The organism is Acinetobacter sp. A47, from assembly GCF_000805455.1.
Lineage (GTDB): Bacteria > Pseudomonadota > Gammaproteobacteria > Pseudomonadales > Moraxellaceae > Acinetobacter.
In genome coordinates this window covers 479,641-496,019 of sequence record NZ_JSUS01000071.1, presented here as the reverse complement: position 1 = coordinate 496,019, position 16,379 = coordinate 479,641, and the positions used below count along the sequence as shown (strand labels likewise).

At 44.9% G+C, this 16,379-nt stretch carries 12 protein-coding genes and 1 pseudogene; 9 read left to right on the top strand and 4 right to left on the bottom strand.

Annotation, left to right across the window (positions count from 1 at the left end; translation table 11 throughout):
* Window positions 1-106 precede the first annotated feature (106 nt).
* Complete coding sequence (gene omp33-36 / locus OC23_RS17745) at window positions 107-1,030, bottom strand: porin Omp33-36 (protein WP_264673656.1); 924 nt, start codon at window positions 1,028-1,030, stop codon at window positions 107-109.
* Window positions 1,031-1,757: 727 nt separating this feature from the next.
* On the opposite strand from omp33-36, the gene blaOXA reads away from it, so the two are divergent.
* The gene (gene blaOXA, locus OC23_RS17740; RefSeq protein ID WP_052209191.1) at window positions 1,758-2,624 is read left to right on the top strand and encodes a class D beta-lactamase; all 867 of its coding nucleotides are present in this window, start codon (window positions 1,758-1,760) and stop codon (window positions 2,622-2,624) included.
* Window positions 2,625-3,128: 504 nt separating this feature from the next.
* A complete protein-coding gene (locus OC23_RS17735) occupies window positions 3,129-4,850 on the top strand; it encodes a GGDEF domain-containing protein (RefSeq protein WP_038346294.1) in 1,722 nt (573 codons plus the stop codon).
* Window positions 4,851-5,138: 288 nt separating this feature from the next.
* On the opposite strand, the pseudogene OC23_RS19600 reads toward OC23_RS17735, so the two are convergent.
* Together OC23_RS19600 and uvrA are read right to left on the bottom strand one after the other, a co-directional pair.
* Window positions 5,139-5,693: pseudogene (locus tag OC23_RS19600) on the bottom strand (AbiJ-NTD4 domain-containing protein).
* Between the two features lie 119 nt (window positions 5,694-5,812).
* The gene (gene uvrA / locus OC23_RS17725) at window positions 5,813-8,644 is read right to left on the bottom strand and encodes an excinuclease ABC subunit UvrA (protein WP_038346293.1); all 2,832 of its coding nucleotides are present in this window, start codon (window positions 8,642-8,644) and stop codon (window positions 5,813-5,815) included.
* Between the two features lie 244 nt (window positions 8,645-8,888).
* On the opposite strand from uvrA, the gene OC23_RS17720 reads away from it, so the two are divergent.
* The 4 genes from OC23_RS17720 (at window position 8,889) to OC23_RS17705 (ending at window position 11,947) form a co-directional block, all read left to right on the top strand.
* Window positions 8,889-9,491: a TetR/AcrR family transcriptional regulator gene (locus tag OC23_RS17720; RefSeq protein ID WP_038346457.1), complete on the top strand. Its 603-nt coding sequence runs from the start codon at window positions 8,889-8,891 to the stop codon at window positions 9,489-9,491.
* 4 nt (window positions 9,492-9,495) lie between these two features.
* Window positions 9,496-10,473 (top strand): zinc-binding dehydrogenase, encoded by a 978-nt coding sequence (locus OC23_RS17715; protein WP_038346292.1) that lies wholly within the window; start codon window positions 9,496-9,498, stop codon window positions 10,471-10,473.
* Window positions 10,474-10,541: 68 nt separating this feature from the next.
* Window positions 10,542-10,895, top strand: a complete 354-nt coding sequence (locus OC23_RS17710) for a DUF1304 domain-containing protein (RefSeq protein WP_038346291.1) — start codon at window positions 10,542-10,544, stop codon at window positions 10,893-10,895.
* A gap of 320 nt (window positions 10,896-11,215) precedes the next feature.
* A complete protein-coding gene (locus OC23_RS17705; RefSeq protein ID WP_038346290.1) occupies window positions 11,216-11,947 on the top strand; it encodes a hypothetical protein in 732 nt (243 codons plus the stop codon).
* A gap of 37 nt (window positions 11,948-11,984) precedes the next feature.
* Here the strand turns inward: OC23_RS17705 and tenA are convergent, their stop codons facing one another.
* The gene (gene tenA, locus OC23_RS17700) at window positions 11,985-12,665 is read right to left on the bottom strand and encodes a thiaminase II (protein ID WP_038346289.1); all 681 of its coding nucleotides are present in this window, start codon (window positions 12,663-12,665) and stop codon (window positions 11,985-11,987) included.
* 172 nt (window positions 12,666-12,837) lie between these two features.
* Between tenA and OC23_RS17695 the strand changes: the two genes are divergently transcribed.
* The 3 genes from OC23_RS17695 to ssb all read left to right on the top strand — a co-directional run bounded on the left by OC23_RS17695 (window position 12,838) and on the right by ssb (window position 16,075).
* Entirely contained in the window at window positions 12,838-13,920 is a 1,083-nt protein-coding gene (locus OC23_RS17695; RefSeq protein WP_038346288.1) for a DUF475 domain-containing protein, read from the top strand.
* 157 nt (window positions 13,921-14,077) lie between these two features.
* Window positions 14,078-15,439, top strand: coding sequence for an MFS transporter (locus OC23_RS17690; RefSeq protein WP_038346287.1), 1,362 nt, complete (start codon window positions 14,078-14,080; stop codon window positions 15,437-15,439).
* A 51-nt stretch (window positions 15,440-15,490) separates the two neighbouring features.
* A complete protein-coding gene (gene ssb / locus OC23_RS17685; protein WP_038346286.1) occupies window positions 15,491-16,075 on the top strand; it encodes a single-stranded DNA-binding protein in 585 nt (194 codons plus the stop codon).
* Window positions 16,076-16,379 lie beyond the last annotated feature (304 nt).

The following is a 16,379-nucleotide window of genomic DNA, read 5'->3' as shown; positions in this document are numbered from 1 at the left end:
ATTCAGATTCTCATTTTATTAAATGACAGACCATAAAAAACCAGTTCAAAAGAACTGGTTTTTTATTATGAATTGATGCTTCTATTGCTAGAACCAGAATCCAGTATTAGAAACGGAACTTCGCGTTTACGCCAACAGTTTGCGTATCTACGTTAACAGTTTCGCCGTAGATGTTTTCGAAGCTTTTTGCATTCGCATTTACATAGCTAGCGCCAACAGCAATTGCTGGAGTGATGAAGTAGTTCACATTTGCACCCCAAGCAGATTTGATTGGAGCGTAGTTATCGCTAGCTGGGTTTTTGCTAAAGTTTGCTTCAGCATAAGATGCACCAATGCTTAACTTAGGTGTTAAGTAAAGGTCAGTTTTTAAACCGTAAGCCTGGTTTTCACCGTATACAAGGCCAGTTTCAAAACCTAAAGCCATGTTGGTACCGTCGATGTTGCCAACGTATTTAGTACGTGCAGTTACAACGTCTTGTTTGTCACCGATTGTTGCTGAATCAGCTACAGCGCTGAATACACCATTTTCAAGAGCTTTGTTTGCATCTAAAGCAATCTGGTCAGCAACGCGAGTATAACCTACAGCAACCAAGAAGTTAGGTAAAACCATAGCACCAAGTTCTACAGAGTAGCGGTCGCCATTGTCTTTTTCGTCTTCAACTTTAGTTTGAGAGTGGCTATAAGCAGCGCTTGCGTAAGCAGGTACATAAGGAGTAGGAAGATAAACTTCACCTTTTGCACCGAAAGAGTTGTTCTTAACAGTTACTGACTCATCACCGCTTAATTTTGCATAGTTGTATGCAGCAGAAACATTAGAAGCCTGGTTTAAGAAAGCAGCTTCAGCTAAAGGGCCTTTAGACGCATCTACATTTTTGAAGTAGTAAGTACCTTGAGCAGCACCAGTAAAGTCTTTGTCATTTAAGTCTTTAGCATCGATGAATTCAGATTGACCTTGAACTTCGAATTGGTACGCATGAGCACCGGTCATGGCTAAAACTAGAGCAGTGGCTAAACCGAGTTTTTTCATAATGATTTCCAGCTTTAAAAACAAGAAAGAGTAAAGTTGCAGTCATTGTATTGTAACAATTTATGAAGTCAATGTAATAAATTAGCGCTGTCGATAGATGAGTAAAATGTGTCTCGATATAGTTTAAAAAGTGAACGTTTGGCGGATGGCATGTCAACCATTTATAAATTATATATCTAACAAATAGATAAGCTTATATTTTGTCTTTTAATAGAATGTAATCATTATAGCATGGCGAAATAGTTTGATTGGTTTATTCGATCGTTTTGATCGATTTTTTCATTAGAATGGGACAGGATTTTGTCATAAATGGGTCAGCAGAATGTGAGCTGAAATAGTTTTATGGTCACTTTTGCGACGAAGTATACGAAAAAGTCAACGGCGATTTGGCAATTAATATACCCCAAAAAAACAAATAAATCTGGTTTTTAATAACCAATTAACAAAAACGATCAGATTTTTAAATCCGATCTATTTAATCAACTTTACTTTACGAGAAGCAATTCACATAATATCAAGCAAGAGGTATCTAATTTGCATTTTAATATCTCATAACATTTTCTTGACACTTATTGATGTGTTTAACATCACTGTTTTACTAGCTCGGCTTTCCCCAAGGCTGAGCTTTTTTTTGCCTGACTGATTGTGAACCGAAGCAAATTTAAATCCATAACAGTCGCCTTAAAATAAATCATTTATCATGATACTTTCTGTCCATTCTTTATATGCCATGTTGAAAAAAATAAAATTATTGACTGTATGTGCAGGGCTGTTTTCAGCGGTCGCGATGGCCGGCTGTCAAGCGATTCGCACTCAAACATCGGCTTCTACTGCCCCTTCTGCGGTAGCCGGTCAGGTGGCTGCTGCTTTTCAAAAGATTCAGACCACAGGTGTTCTGGTGCTCTATGATGGCAAACAATTACATCGTTACGGTAATGATCCTGAGCGAGCCCACCAGCGTTATGTTCCGGCATCTACCTTTAAAATCCTTAATGCGCTGATTGGTCTTCAATATCATAAAACCACTCCTGATGAAGTTTTTAAATGGGACGGGCAGAAACGCGCATTTAAGCAGTGGGAAAAAGATTTAACGCTGGCACAGGCCATGCAAGTCTCGGCAGTGCCTGTCTATCAGACGTTGGCACGACGGATCGGGTTGCAACGAATGGCCAGTGAGGTAAAGCGGGTCGGGTATGGCAATCAGTCAATCGGGACGCAAGTTGATAATTTCTGGTTAGTGGGACCTTTAGAAATTACCCCGGTCGAAGAAGTAAAATTTGTCTATGCCTTGGCACATCAACAGCTTCCTTTTGACTCTCTTACACAACAGCAAGTTAAGCAGATGTTGCTGATTGAAGATCGAAATGGCACCAAGATTTATGCCAAGAGTGGCTGGGGCATGGATGTGAATCCTCAAGTCGGCTGGTGGACGGGCTGGGTCGAACAAGCGGGTGGCCAGGTCACTGCATTTTCGCTCAATATGGAAATAAAAAAACAGCAAGATTTAGAGGCACGCCAGCTTATCGTATATCAGGCATTACAACAGTTGGGGGGATTACCGGGCCAATGTTTAGATAAAAAAAGACCCAGCTTATAGGGGAAAAGCTGGGGTGAAAAAAGGATGTTTGACATAGGGGGAGAAAAACATCCTAGAGGGTTTCTGTATAAAACAAACAATCTCTGACTTGATGAAATTATGTTCTTTGGAAAGTAATTTGTGAAATTGTTAATTTTTATTTTGACGATTGGGTTTTTCGATTGATATGAATAAAAGGAAAACGCAGCTGCAATACAGTCCTAGCGCATTTGCCCGAATTAAAACATCATTTGAAAATAATCTATGTTTTTGACTTTTAACATTTATATTTTTATTTAACTTTAATAAAACCTGATTTGGACCTATTAAATATAAACATAAATTATTCTCAGTCGCTTATATATAGAGTGTTAAACAGGCTTAAAAAGACTTGGGATTTTGATGCTCTAGATTAATACTCACAAAAAACTCTGCATAATCTTGGTCGCATTATTTAGATTTCGGGTAAAATTATAAGCTGTTAAAAATAGCCGAGACCGTTTTGAAAAATAGCAAGGTGTGTGCATGCAACGTAATATAAAAAATTCGACATTACGTTCCGAGCAGATTAGCCGTCGTTTATTTCTTTGCATGCTGGTCATCATTTTTTCAATCTCTTATCTTTCTATTCCACTTATTATTAATAGTTATCAAGAATATATAAGAACCAATCAGACCCTGACCGAAATTGTTAGCCTGCGCAGCCTGGTTAAAACAGCCAATAAAATTTCAAGAGAACGTGCCCCTTCAAATAAAGTCATGTCGAGCCAGCCTGAAGATTTTGCTAAAAATCGCAAGGAATTGCTGGAATACCGTAAAGTTGTTGATGAACAGATTGATCATTCCATTCAGGTATTAAAACACAATGGTTTTGCGATGATTGCGGAAGACCTCGACACAGATCTGAAGAGTAAATTGGCTCAAGCACGAAATATGGTCGACGTTTATGCGGCAACACCGAGATCAAAACGTACCTCGGTCCAGTTTGACCGTACGATCTTGTCTATGTTTGATGTCTGGGATGAAAGCCGTGAAATGCTGAAATGGCTGATGGTTCAGTCGAATAGCAAAAACAGTAAAATGTCGAACTATTTTACCTCGATCCTGATTTTAACCGATATGCGGGATCAGGCGGGGCGAGTGGCTTCCAATATCATGGCACCCGTGACCTTTGATGAGAAAATTTCAGATGAAAACCGCGCGCGTTCCCTGCAAACCCAGCATCAGACCATTTACCTGTGGAGTCTGATTGATACAATCCAGCCCGAACAATCAAAAACGCCTGAATATGTGCGCTTGTATTTACGGGTAAAAACCGAGTTTCTGGATAAAGGTCTTCCGATCATTTCACAACTGCTTGAAGAAAGTAAGGATCATCAACCTTATTTTATTACCGGAAATGAGTTGACCGACCAGATGGTTGGCAAATTTACCACAGTGATGGATTTGCAAAACTATATTCTGGACGACAGTATTGCAGTTGCAGATGAGCAGAATCGCCGCGCGAAACTGCAATTTATCTTTACCCTGTGTATTTCCAGTCTCTCGTTACTGATTGCGATTTTTACCATGATTTATGCCAAACGCAGGGTGTTTGGGCCATTAATCAATGCCCGCAATATGATTCTGCGCCTCTCTGGTACTTCTGATGAAGTGTCGCACCTGACCAAAAACAAGGAAGAATTTTTTTCGTTGTTTGAGGCGATTGATAAACTCAAAGGCATGTTGAAACAACGTGACAGTATGGAGTTGCAACTCAAGCAGATTGCGAACTCTGATGTGCTGACAGGCGTGGCAAACCGTCTGGCGCTGGAAGAATATATAGCTGCGCTGGAAACCCAGCCTGAGGGCTTGTCACAGATATGTGTCATGGCGATTGATATTGATAATTTTAAGTGTGTGAATGACCAGTATGGGCATATTGTGGGGGATCAGGTCATTACCATGATTGCAGACCAGCTCAAACAGCATGTTCGGGCCTCTGACCTGATTGTGCGTTATGGTGGTGATGAATTTCTTATCCTGCTTGAAAATATCCAAATGGACATTGCCAAAGCGATTGCCGAAAATATTCGTGAGGGAGTAGCCCAGCAACGTATTATCCTTTCGGGCATGACCGAGGAAATTCAGGTATCGGTCAGTATTGGGGTGGCCATTGGGGCAAATAGCTGGTTAGCGTTATTGGAAAAAGCCGATCAGTCGTTGTTAAAAGCCAAGGCAAAAGGGAAGAATGTGGTGGAGGGATAAATACGCTTACCACTAACCTATTTCGTCTTCTCAATTAAATAGTTTATGAAGTTCGTACAAGAAACCAGCATAAACTTGGCATCGATATAAGATAAATTTGATTCTTCTAGCATTGCATGATGTATACCATCTCCATCCGAGGCATAACCATAAAGTTGGCTTAAACTACTTTTAAGAGCAGTATGTAAACCATATCTCTCCTCAATAATTCTGAGTGCTTTGCCCAAAGTAGTTTTGTCTTCTTGGGTAATAATTTTGCAGATTGATTCGACAGCACTAATTGATTCTTTAATCAGGGTTCTGACGATCTGACATGAGCTTTAATGCCTGATTTAAGTGAACTTGAACACCCGAATATTGGTTGGTATTTTCCAATGCTTGTTCAATTGATTGAATTTCTTGTTCAGATGTAATAGGGATTATTTCATGATTAATTAATCTATAGGCGCTATTCTCATATTCTAGAGCATTATTAATCGCCTTAATAAAAAAATTCTTTACTTTTAACAAACCCATAAGGAAGGTTATCAAGAGTTTCCTCAATTAAGCTATAAATTTCGTGCCATTCACATGAAAAAAGTACGATCTTATCCTTTTGATAGCATCAGATATAGAAATTGGGAGAGTATCATTAGGTAATTTAAAAATATTAATCCAATAACTATTTAATAAAGAAGAAATATTTGAGTATTTTGTATATGAGTAATTATTACCATGTTTGACTTGTTTCCATACATAGTCATTTAATACACTCCATAATAGATTTTTGAGAGCATCATCTATACTTTCTTTTTTAATAATTTCTCGTACAGGTTTATAACCATATCTTTCTGAAAATCGCATTATTTACCTCAAAACTCTAAAAATTTTCTTGTTATTCAATCTAAAAATCTCCCCTAGCCCCTCTTTAAAAAAGAGGGGAAGTCTTCCTTTTAATAGGCAGTTTAGGACTAGTGAGTAATTTATTTCAACATCGGCTTTAAGAAACGACCGGTATGCGAAATCTCAACCTCGGCGATCTGTTCAGGGGTACCTTCGGCAATGATTTGACCACCACCAGAACCACCTTCAGGCCCTAAATCAATCACCCAATCCGCGGTCTTGATCACATCCAGATTATGCTCGATCACCACAATGGTATTCCCCTTGTTGCGTAGCTCATGCAAGATATCAAGCAACTTGGCAATATCGTGGAAATGCAGGCCTGTGGTTGGCTCATCCAGAATATACAAGGTTTTACCCGTATCCCGTTTTGCCAGTTCACGCGCCAGTTTCACCCGCTGGGCTTCACCACCGGACAATGTTGTTGCAGCCTGACCTAAACGGATATAACCGAGACCAACCTGAGTTAAGGTTTCCAGACGACGGTGAATCACAGGAATGGCGCTAAAGAACTCGGCTGCATCTTCCACAGTCATTTCCAGTACATCGGAAATGTTCTTACCTTTATAGCCGACTTCCAGTGTTTCGCGGTTATAACGCTTGCCATGACAGGCATCACATGGCACATACATATCGGGTAGGAAGTGCATTGCCACCTTGATCATGCCGTCGCCTTCACAGGCTTCACAGCGTCCGCCTTTCACGTTAAAGGAGAAACGGCCTGCACTATAACCCCGCGCTTTGGCTTCTGGTGTCTGGGCAAACAATTCACGAATCGGGGTGAATAAACCGGTATAGGTGGCCGGATTGGAACGTGGCGTACGCCCAATCGGGCTCTGGTCAATATCCACCACTTTATCTAAATGCTGTAAGCCATCAATCGAGTCAAACTTCTCTGCAGTCAGCGTGGTGGCACCATTCAGTTGCGTCGCTGCCAACGGCAATAACGTCCGGTTAATCAAGGTCGATTTACCCGAACCAGATACCCCGGTGACACAGGTCATAATACCCAATGGAATGGTTAGATCGACATTTTGCAAGTTATGCCCGCTGGCACCAGACAGCTTGATGACATCATCCGGACGTGGGGACTGGGTACGTTGTTTCGGTACCTCAATCTTTAACTTGCCTGACAGGTATTGTCCTGTCAGGGAGTCGGCATGATTGGCCAGTTCCTCATAGGTGCCTTCGGCAATTACGGCACCGCCATGAATCCCTGCGCCTGGGCCGATGTCAATAATATGGTCAGCGGCACGGATGGCATCTTCATCATGTTCCACCACCAGTACGGTATTGCCCAAATCACGTAGACGAATCAGGGTTTGTAGTAAGCGATCATTATCACGTTGATGCAGGCCAATGGAAGGCTCATCCAGCACATACATCACCCCCATAAGACCGGCACCGATTTGTGATGCCAGACGGATACGCTGTGCTTCACCTCCAGACAGGGTTTCAGCCGAACGTGCCAGACTGAGATAGTTCAGGCCAACGCTGACCAGAAAGTGTAAACGCTCACGAATCTCTTTAAAGATTTTATCGGCGATTTCACCTTTGGCCCCTTCAAGATTGAGACCCTGATAATAGTTTTCGGCATCACCAATCGACATTTTGGTGATCTGGGCAATGGTCTTGTCCTTGACCCGGACATGACGGGAAATTTCATTCAAACGTGAACCACCGCAGGCATCACACGCAGCATTGGACAGGTATTGGGCCAGATCATCCCGCACATAATTCGATTCAGTCTCGCGGTAGCGACGTTCCAGATGTGGCAAAATCCCTTCAAAGGCCTGTACGCGGGTATGTTTGCGGCCGCGTTCATCAATATAACTGAGGTCGATTTTCTCTTTGCCTGTGCCTTGCAGGAATTTCTTTTGCGTGTCTTTATCGAGTTTGTTCCAAGGCTCATCAAGGCTGATGCCAAAATGATCTGCGACTTTTTGTAGCATGGTGTAATAATATGGACGCTGACGATCCCAGCCACGAATCGCACCCTGACTGATTGAAATTTCAGGGTTGGGAATCAGTTTATCTGCACTGAAATGGCTGCGTGTGCCTAGACCGTCACAGACCGGGCAGGCACCGAACGGGTTGTTAAATGAAAACAGGCGTGGCTCAAGCTCGGCCACGGCACGGTCACACTCAGGGCAAGAATGTTTGGCCGAGAACACCCGTTCAGGATGTTCACCATTCATCCAGGATAACACCGCAATATCACCGCCTAAACGTAATGCAGTTTCAAATGATTCTGCAATCCGGTTACCCAGATCATCGCGTACTTTAAAGCGGTCGACCACCACTTCGATGGTATGCTTTTTCTTTTTGTCCAGCTCGGGTGGGGTATCGATATCAATGATTTCCCCATCGACACGGGCGCGTACAAAACCTTGTCCTTGTAGCTGTTCGAACAGTTGCGTGTATTCACCTTTACGCTCCCGCACTACAGGCGCAAGCAGCATCAAGGCTGTACCTTCTTCCAGACCCTTGACCACATCGACCATCTCGGAAATGGTCTGGGCCACCATCGGCAGGTCATGTTCAGGACAGTAAGGCGTACCGACACGTGCGTACAGCAGACGCAGGTAGTCGTAGATCTCGGTAATGGTACCGACAGTTGAACGCGGGTTATGGCTGGTCGACTTCTGCTCAATGGCAATCGCAGGGGATAAACCTTCAATCGAATCGACTTCCGGTTTTTCCATCTGGGACAGGAACTGGCGTGCATAGGCCGACAATGATTCGACATAACGGCGCTGGCCTTCGGCATATAGGGTATCAAAGGCCAGGGATGATTTTCCTGAGCCAGAGAGTCCCGTAATCACCACAAACTTGTCACGTGGAATATCGAGCGACACGTTTTTTAAATTATGGGTACGTGCGCCTCGAATACGGATATGACTTTGACTCATAAATACATCTCAATAAGCTGAACATGAAAACATGTATATGATAACGATTTAAAATTGTTCAAGTGATAGAAAAATAATTAAAACGACAAATTGTGACGGTTAATGAACTGGTTCACATTTGTTCAGGATAATATGCCCGGTATCGTGCGTATTCCATATGCCAGATTACGAGTTATCAACACGGAAGGAATAAAAATATACAATTTACTAGACGACTGGTCTAATATTGATTTATAGTGCAATGATGAAACGATCAAGTAAAAGTGAAGCCACGCGACAACATATTCTCGATACCAGTTTTGAACTGGTGTTGCGTAAAGGTTTTGTCGGGGTGGGCTTGCAAGAAATTCTCAAGACCTGTGCTGTTCCGAAAGGGTCGTTCTACCATTATTTTGCCTCTAAAGAGGCGTTTGGCTGTGCCTTGCTGGAACAGTACATGGCAGATTACAAAGTCCGGGTCGAGCAACTCTGGCAACGCACTGAAGCAGATGCCTATGCGCGTTTGATGGCGTTATGGCAGGCCTGGATTGATGATCCTGTTTATGGCAGCTGGGCCGAGAATTGCCTGATTGTGAAATTAGGCGCAGAGGTGGCCGATTTATCCGAGGACATGCGTGAAATTCTCAATCTCGGTGTATATCGATTGACCCAGAGTGTGGCCTTGCTATTGCAAGAAGGTCAACAGCAAGGCTCGATTCCTGTCCATCTTGATCCTGTTAAAACGGCTCAGGTGATGTATCAGTTATGGCTGGGTGCCGCCCTGATGACCAAGCTGGCGCAAGACAAGGCACCGCTATATCTGGCTTTAGAAACCACACAACAGCTATTACAACCGATTAAGGAATAAAAAGATGCAAAGTATTATCCATCACAGTTTTGGTGAACTTGCCGAAGTATTACAGCAGGCACAGATGCCGCAACCCGAGCCGAAAGCGGGTGAGGTGCGTATTAAAACGATCCTGTCTCCCATACATAACCATGATGTCTGGACGGTACGTGGTAGCTACGGCTATAAGCCAACGCTGCCTGCTATTGGTGGCAGTGAAGCGGTGGGGATTGTCGATGCAGTAGGTGAAGGTGTTGATCAAAGCAAGTTGGGACAGCGCGTAGCCGTTGCTGGTGTGCATGGTAGCTGGGCAGAATACTTTATTGCACCTGCTGCAGGTGTTATTGCGTTAAATGATGCCATTGATGATGAAACAGCCGCTCAACTGATCGGTATGCCGATCAGTGCCTTGATGCTGCTGGATTTTGTCAATATTCAGCCCGGTCAATGGCTGATTCAGAATACCGCCAATGGTGCGGTGGGAAAAACCGTTGCCATGATCGCTCAGGCACGTGGACTGCAAGTCATTAATCTGGTGCGCCGTAGCGATGCGATTGCCGAGATGCAGGCCCTTGGCATCCAGCATGTGGTGGCAACAGATCAGCCGGACTGGAAACAACAGGTTAAAGCCATCCATGCCGATCAGCCTCTGATTGCCGGGGTAGATTCTATTGGTGGCCGTGCCAGCGGTGAACTATTGAATCTGCTGAGTGAAAATAGCCTGCTGGTGTCGTTTGGCAGTATGACCGGAGAAACCATGCAGATCTCGTCAGGTGACCTGATCTTTAAGCAGGCAACCGTAAAAGGTTTCTGGGCCAGTGTAGTGAGTAAGGAAATGCCGGCAGAACGGAAAAAGGCGTTATTTGTAGAACTGTTGACACTGGCAGCGCAAAAGAAACTGATTCTACCTGTCGAGGGAGTATTTGGTTTTGATGAGATTCAAACTGCAGCGCTCAAAGCCACACAGGGAGCGCGTCAAGGTAAAGTTTTGCTAAAGCCATAATTGAAAAACCGGTGACCAGCCGCGAGGCTGGTTTATTGTGATGTTGCCATGATCAAAAGGATAATCAGATGCTTGGACAACTGCTCATTGGACTCATTGCCTTATTACACGTCTATATTCTTGTACTGGAAATGTTTTTGTGGGACAGGCCCACAGGGTTAAGAGCCTTTGGCAACAGTCCCGAAAAGGCCCAACTGACCAAAGTGATGGCACAGAATCAGGGTCTGTATAATGGCTTTCTTGCAGCCGGTTTATTCTGGTCATTACTGGCACCTGCAAGCTATGCAAACGCGATTGCCAGTTTCTTTTTGGGCTGTGTATTGATCGCTGGTCTCTATGGGGGGTTAACCGCCAGCAAGAAGATAATTTATATTCAGGCCATCCCCACACTGATTGCCTTAATTGTGGTGAATGTTTTTTAGTCTATAGATAACAGTAGGCATCGTGATGGATTTATGCTTTAATGCGCCCAGTTTGAGATGAGCCTCATACAGTATATCGGACGTTACGATATGCGACTAAGCCCCTTGATTGGGGCTTTTTTATGTCTGTCTGTCGGGGCAGATCGGCTATCGAAGGCAATAAGCGTCGTCTGGTCTTGAACCAGATTGGGCATTAAAGATAGCAGAATGCTACAAGTTGCCATTTTTGGTCATGGTGCCTGAAGAAAGTCAGGAATTATCTTCTGAATTATAAAATAAATAAATTAAAATGAATGACATAGCGCACATGAGCAATAACAATGTTAAGAAAACTGATGGTATTGGGGTGGGGGCTGTGTCTGAGTTTGGGTCTCATGGCACAGGAAACAAAAATTATTGGGTTTGATCAGGTTTTTCAGTTAAACCACGATGAAGTGTATGAGTTTGAGTTAAAGAACCTGAATCCGGGCGCACAGTTATGGACCGCCTTTTATCTGGTCGGCGTGCCCAAAGCTGCGTCGGACAATACCCGGGCTGATTTTGTGGTCAGCGCTGAAGGCATGATCAATAAGGCCCATCCAGCCAGCCCGGCGGAGCAGGTGAGTCTGGTGGCAAATCATTTACCGGTTCGCCAGAACTATTCATTTCAGGGCTTTGAAGCGCTGGTAGAAGAAATTGAAGAGCAAACTGGCAAAAAAGTCCAAGATCCGGTCTTGGGTACCACCGATAATGTGCGCGTGTATGGCCAGATTATGGACTGGATTCCAGAATACAATGCCAGCAAAGCTGCCAAAATCAGTTTTGGGATTGCCAACCCGCAGGACTTTGAAATCAAAGCCGCCTATGTGGTGATTGGCGAGGCGGAAAAAACTCCGCAATTACTGGCGCTGGAGATTCATCCGCTTGATGCACAGCAGCTGGGGCAACCGTTTCAGGAGCAAAGTCATCGTCAGCAATTTAATATCGCCCGGTTTGAAGCCAAAATCCTGATTTTCCTGACCCTGCTGGGAGCCACCATTTTTCTGAACTGGGGCAAATGGCGCAGAAACTGATTTTTCTCACCAAAAAAGGAGGCCATGCCTCCTTTGATCATGGATTTAAAGCATCCAGACCTGGCCATTGGCGTTGCTGATAGGCACTATCCCAAAACAACCATTCCAGCTTGGCACCCATGGCATAGGCCGCATGCATTTTGGCTAAGGTGTCCGCATCACAGCGAGCAGCAACTTTATCTATGGTCGCAATCACATTCCCTACGGCCGTATTAAATTCTTCGCCGGCATAGGTATCAATCCAGGCCTGATAAGGATTATTGTCAACAGACTGGCTGACGATGTCTTTACCTACTTCGGCATAAATCCAGAAACAGGGCAGTAATGCCGCCAGAATTACCGGATAGCTTTCCGACCACGCCGTTGCCGTGAGGAAGGACGTATAATGATGGCAGGCCAGGGTCAGTGGCGTGTTTTCAAACTCGGCCTTGCTGACATCAAATTCCTGCATGAAATCGTTATGCAAACTGCGCTCTACAATAATGGCGATTTTCGCTGCTTCTGAAAACTGGATCACGTCATCTGCTTCATAGGCTTTGGCGGCGGCCACTGCCAGTGCACGCCCATAGGCCAGCAGGTAATGTGCATCCTGAATGACATAGTGACAAAAAACCTTGCGATCTAAGGTCCCGGCTGCCAGTTCCTGATTAAAAGGCAGGGCCAATATTTTTTGGTATAAGTCTTGATTACGTTGCCAAACATCTTGAGAAAACGTCATGGAATGAACCTGTGAAAGCGATAAAAGAACAAATCTGACTGCACTATAGCAGAGTCTGGTTTAGATAAATTTTTCTTCAAAATAACCGCAACAATCTTTTCTCTTTTTCGGTAAAAACTCGCCTACAATAGACACATTTTTATCACCCGACAATTTGAATAAAAGGCTGCTCATGAAGCATTTTCGTTTTTCCATTTTCTTTACGATCGTGTGTCTGGCACTGTCGGCTTACTGGGGCTATACGCACGGGCCTGAAGCAGGCGTGGCCACCATGCTCAAAGCACTGACCATTACCGCAATTCTGGCCGTGATGGAAGTTTCTTTATCGTTTGATAATGCCGTGGTCAATGCCTCGGTGTTACGGGGCTGGGATCATTTCTGGAAGATGATCTTCTTAACCGTAGGTATCCTGATTGCCGTATTCGGTATGCGTTTGATCTTCCCGGTGGTGATCGTGGCCGTGACTGCTGATATGGGGATGGTCGAAGTGGCAAAACTGGCCCTGAATGATCCAAAAACCTATTCGGAACGTTTAATGGCCCATCATGCTGAAATTTCAGCCTTTGGTGGTACCTTCCTGTTGATGGTGTTCTTGAATTTCTTTTTTGATGATGGCAAGGAAACCCACTGGTTTAAATGGTTAGAAGCCAGACTGGCGCATTTGGCCAGCGTTCCGGCCATGTCAGTTTTCCTTGCTCTGATTGCGATGATTATCATGGCAGCAAATGTTGACGAGTCTGCTCGTCTGGCAGTAACCATGGCCGGTATCTGGGGCATCGTGGTCTATATCGGGGTGCAGGTACTCAGTCATTTATTGGGTGGTGAACCTGAAATTGATGAAGATGGCAATGCCGTCACCCACGATTCAAATGGCGCAGCGGCGGGTGTGGTCAAAGCCGGGTTTGGCGGTTTCCTCTATCTTGAAGTGCTGGATGCCTCCTTCAGTTTTGATGGTGTGATTGGGGCTTTCGCGATTACCAGTGACGTCGTGATCATTATGCTGGGGCTGGCGATCGGTGCGATCTTTGTCCGTTCCATGACCATTTACCTGGTCGAGAAAGGCACGCTGGATGCTTACATCTTCCTGGAGCATGGTGCACATTATGCCATTGGCGCCCTGGCCTTTATCATGATTGCCAGCGGTACCGGTTTGCATGTGCCGGAAGTGGTCACTGGCCTGATCGGGGTGGCCTTTATTGTCTGGGCGGTGATTGCCTCGATCCAGTATAGCAAGCGGGAACAGCAGGCCTCTTAAGCTTGTTTTCAGCTTGAGCGGTTATTTTAAATAAAGGAGCGATATTCGCTCCTTTATTTTTTCCTCAACAAAGATTGTGATTTTCATGATCTAACGTACAACCTTTGCAGGCGAATGGCTTATAATTCGCTGAGCCAGTTATAGTGTCTTATCAACAATGAATGCTTTAGAACGCCGTTCAACCTTTGCCTTAAGTAGCATTTTTGCCTTACGCATGTTGGGCTTGTTCATGATTATTCCTGTCTTTTCGGTGGCAGGGCAGTCTTATCAATACGCGACACCAGCCTTGATTGGCCTTGCAGTTGGCGTATATGGCCTGACCCAGGCAATCTTGCAGATTCCGTTTAGCTTGCTGGCAGACCGCTTTAGCCGCAAGCCACTGGTGGTTCTGGGGCTATTGTTGTTCGCACTTGGTGGTGCAATTGCAGGTTTATCTGACAGCATTTATGGCGTGATTGTTGGGCGTGCCATTGCCGGTGCCGGTGCTGTTTCAGCAGTGGTCATGGCGTTACTGGCCGATGTGACCCGAGAAGAACAACGGACCAAGGCCATGGCCGCGATGGGCATGAGCATCGGTTTATCTTTTGTGGTGGCATTTAGCCTGGGTCCGTGGCTGACCAGTCTGGTCGGGATTTCGGGCCTGTTTTTTGTCACCACCATTATGGGACTGGTGGCGATCTTGATGCTGTTGCTGGTTCCCAAAGTGACCCGCCATCATAAAAATTTCCAGCAAGGTTATCTGGCCCAACTGAAACAGGTCATTCAGATGGGCGAGCTAAACCGGCTGCATGTCTCGGTATTTGCCTTGCATTTGTTGCTGACTGCCATGTTTATCTATGTGCCGTCGCAGCTGATCGAATATGCCCAGATTCCTTTGGCACAGCATGGATGGGTATATTTGCCTCTTCTGCTGATCAGCCTGTTCTTTGCCTTCCCAAGCATTATCATTGCGGAAAAATATCGCAAGATGCGCGGGATTTTCCTGTCTGCCATTGCTGGAATTATTGGCGGCTTGCTGATCCTGATTTTTGGCTATGAATCAAAATACGTGTTACTGGCCGGATTGGGCCTGTTCTTTATTGCCTTTAATGTCATGGAGGCACTGTTGCCTTCATGGCTGTCCAAGGCCGCACCGATTCAGTCCAAGGCGACGGCAATGGGGATCAATGCCAGTAGCCAGTTTCTGGGAGCCTTCTTTGGGGGGACGCTGGGCGGGCAGCTTTTGATGTTACAGAATACTGCACTCGGGTGGAGTGTCCTCACAGGGATTGCTATAATATGGCTGCTGATTAGTTTTGGCTTGGCCCAGCCAAGATATCTATCCTCAATTGTATTGCCTCTACCTCAGGCAGTACAAACAGATGAATGGACTTCAAAACTTTTGGCAATTCGTGGTATTGAAGAAGTCGTGGTGATGCCTGAACAGCAAGTTGCCTATATTAAAGTCGATAAACAGCGCATTGATGATGCTGGGCGACAAGATTTAACGCACTTGATTGGCAAAGAGGTAGCCATTTGATCATAACTCTTATAAAGTGAAACATATAAATATATAGGATGAAGACAGCTAATGCGTGGTGTGAATAAAGTTATTTTAGTCGGTACTTTAGGACGTGATCCAGAAACCAAGACCTTCCCGAATGGCGGGTCCCTCACTCAGTTCTCGATTGCAACAAGTGAGTCATGGATGGACAAGAGTACAGGTGAACGTAAAGAGCAAACGGAATGGCACCGTATTGTGCTGCATAACCGTTTAGGGGAAATTGCTCAACAATATCTGCGCAAAGGTTCAAAAGTCTATATCGAAGGTTCATTGCGTACCCGCCAATGGACTGACCAGAATGGTCAGGAACGTTACAGTACAGAAATCCGCGGCGACCAGATGCAGATGCTGGATACACGCCAGCAGGGTGAGCAAGGCGGCGGTGATTTTAACCAGCCACGCTTTAACAATAATAATCAGGGTGGTGGTTACCAGAATTCAGGCTATAACAATAACCAGAATGGTTATGGTCAGGGTGGCGGCTTTAATGGCGGCAATCAGGGCAACTATGCGGGTAGCCCGCAGGCTGGCAATGGTTTTAATACACCAAAGGCAGCGCCACAACCTGCTGCCGCAGCGCCTGCAGACCTGGACGACGATTTACCGTTCTAAGTTCGGTCACATGTACAAAAGCGAGGATAGCTCAGGCTATACCTCGCTTTTTTATTGGCTTGGTTCGGCTAAAAAAGCTGGGTCAGCTGGGCATAGTTATGGTGTCACTTATTCGGCGGCCCGATTTGAAAACAGGTTGTCATATTTTTTAAGTGCCCGTCTTTCACTGTCTCTGCAATAGGACAGAAATCCTGCAATTGGCTCCCTTCCTGATCGTCAAAATGGCTCTCGTTTCTTGGCTTTTGAACCGACACATTAACTGTATCAGAGCTATGCATACGGAAGCCGTCGCTTAAGTCATATC

Bases quoted from the DNA above. Each gene is read 5' to 3' on its own strand.
- blaOXA (WP_052209191.1), top strand. From the start codon at position 1,758: ATGTTGAAAAAAATAAAATTATTGACTGTATGTGCAGGGCTGTTTTCA.
- OC23_RS17735 (WP_038346294.1), top strand. From the start codon at position 3,129: ATGCAACGTAATATAAAAAATTCGACATTACGTTCCGAGCAGATTAGC.
- uvrA (WP_038346293.1), bottom strand. From the start codon at position 8,644: ATGAGTCAAAGTCATATCCGTATTCGAGGCGCACGTACCCATAATTTA.
- OC23_RS17720 (WP_038346457.1), top strand. From the start codon at position 8,889: ATGAAACGATCAAGTAAAAGTGAAGCCACGCGACAACATATTCTCGAT.
- OC23_RS17715 (WP_038346292.1), top strand. From the start codon at position 9,496: ATGCAAAGTATTATCCATCACAGTTTTGGTGAACTTGCCGAAGTATTA.
- OC23_RS17710 (WP_038346291.1), top strand. From the start codon at position 10,542: ATGCTTGGACAACTGCTCATTGGACTCATTGCCTTATTACACGTCTAT.
- OC23_RS17705 (WP_038346290.1), top strand. From the start codon at position 11,216: ATGTTAAGAAAACTGATGGTATTGGGGTGGGGGCTGTGTCTGAGTTTG.
- tenA (WP_038346289.1), bottom strand. From the start codon at position 12,665: ATGACGTTTTCTCAAGATGTTTGGCAACGTAATCAAGACTTATACCAA.
- OC23_RS17695 (WP_038346288.1), top strand. From the start codon at position 12,838: ATGAAGCATTTTCGTTTTTCCATTTTCTTTACGATCGTGTGTCTGGCA.
- OC23_RS17690 (WP_038346287.1), top strand. From the start codon at position 14,078: ATGAATGCTTTAGAACGCCGTTCAACCTTTGCCTTAAGTAGCATTTTT.
- ssb (WP_038346286.1), top strand. From the start codon at position 15,491: ATGCGTGGTGTGAATAAAGTTATTTTAGTCGGTACTTTAGGACGTGAT.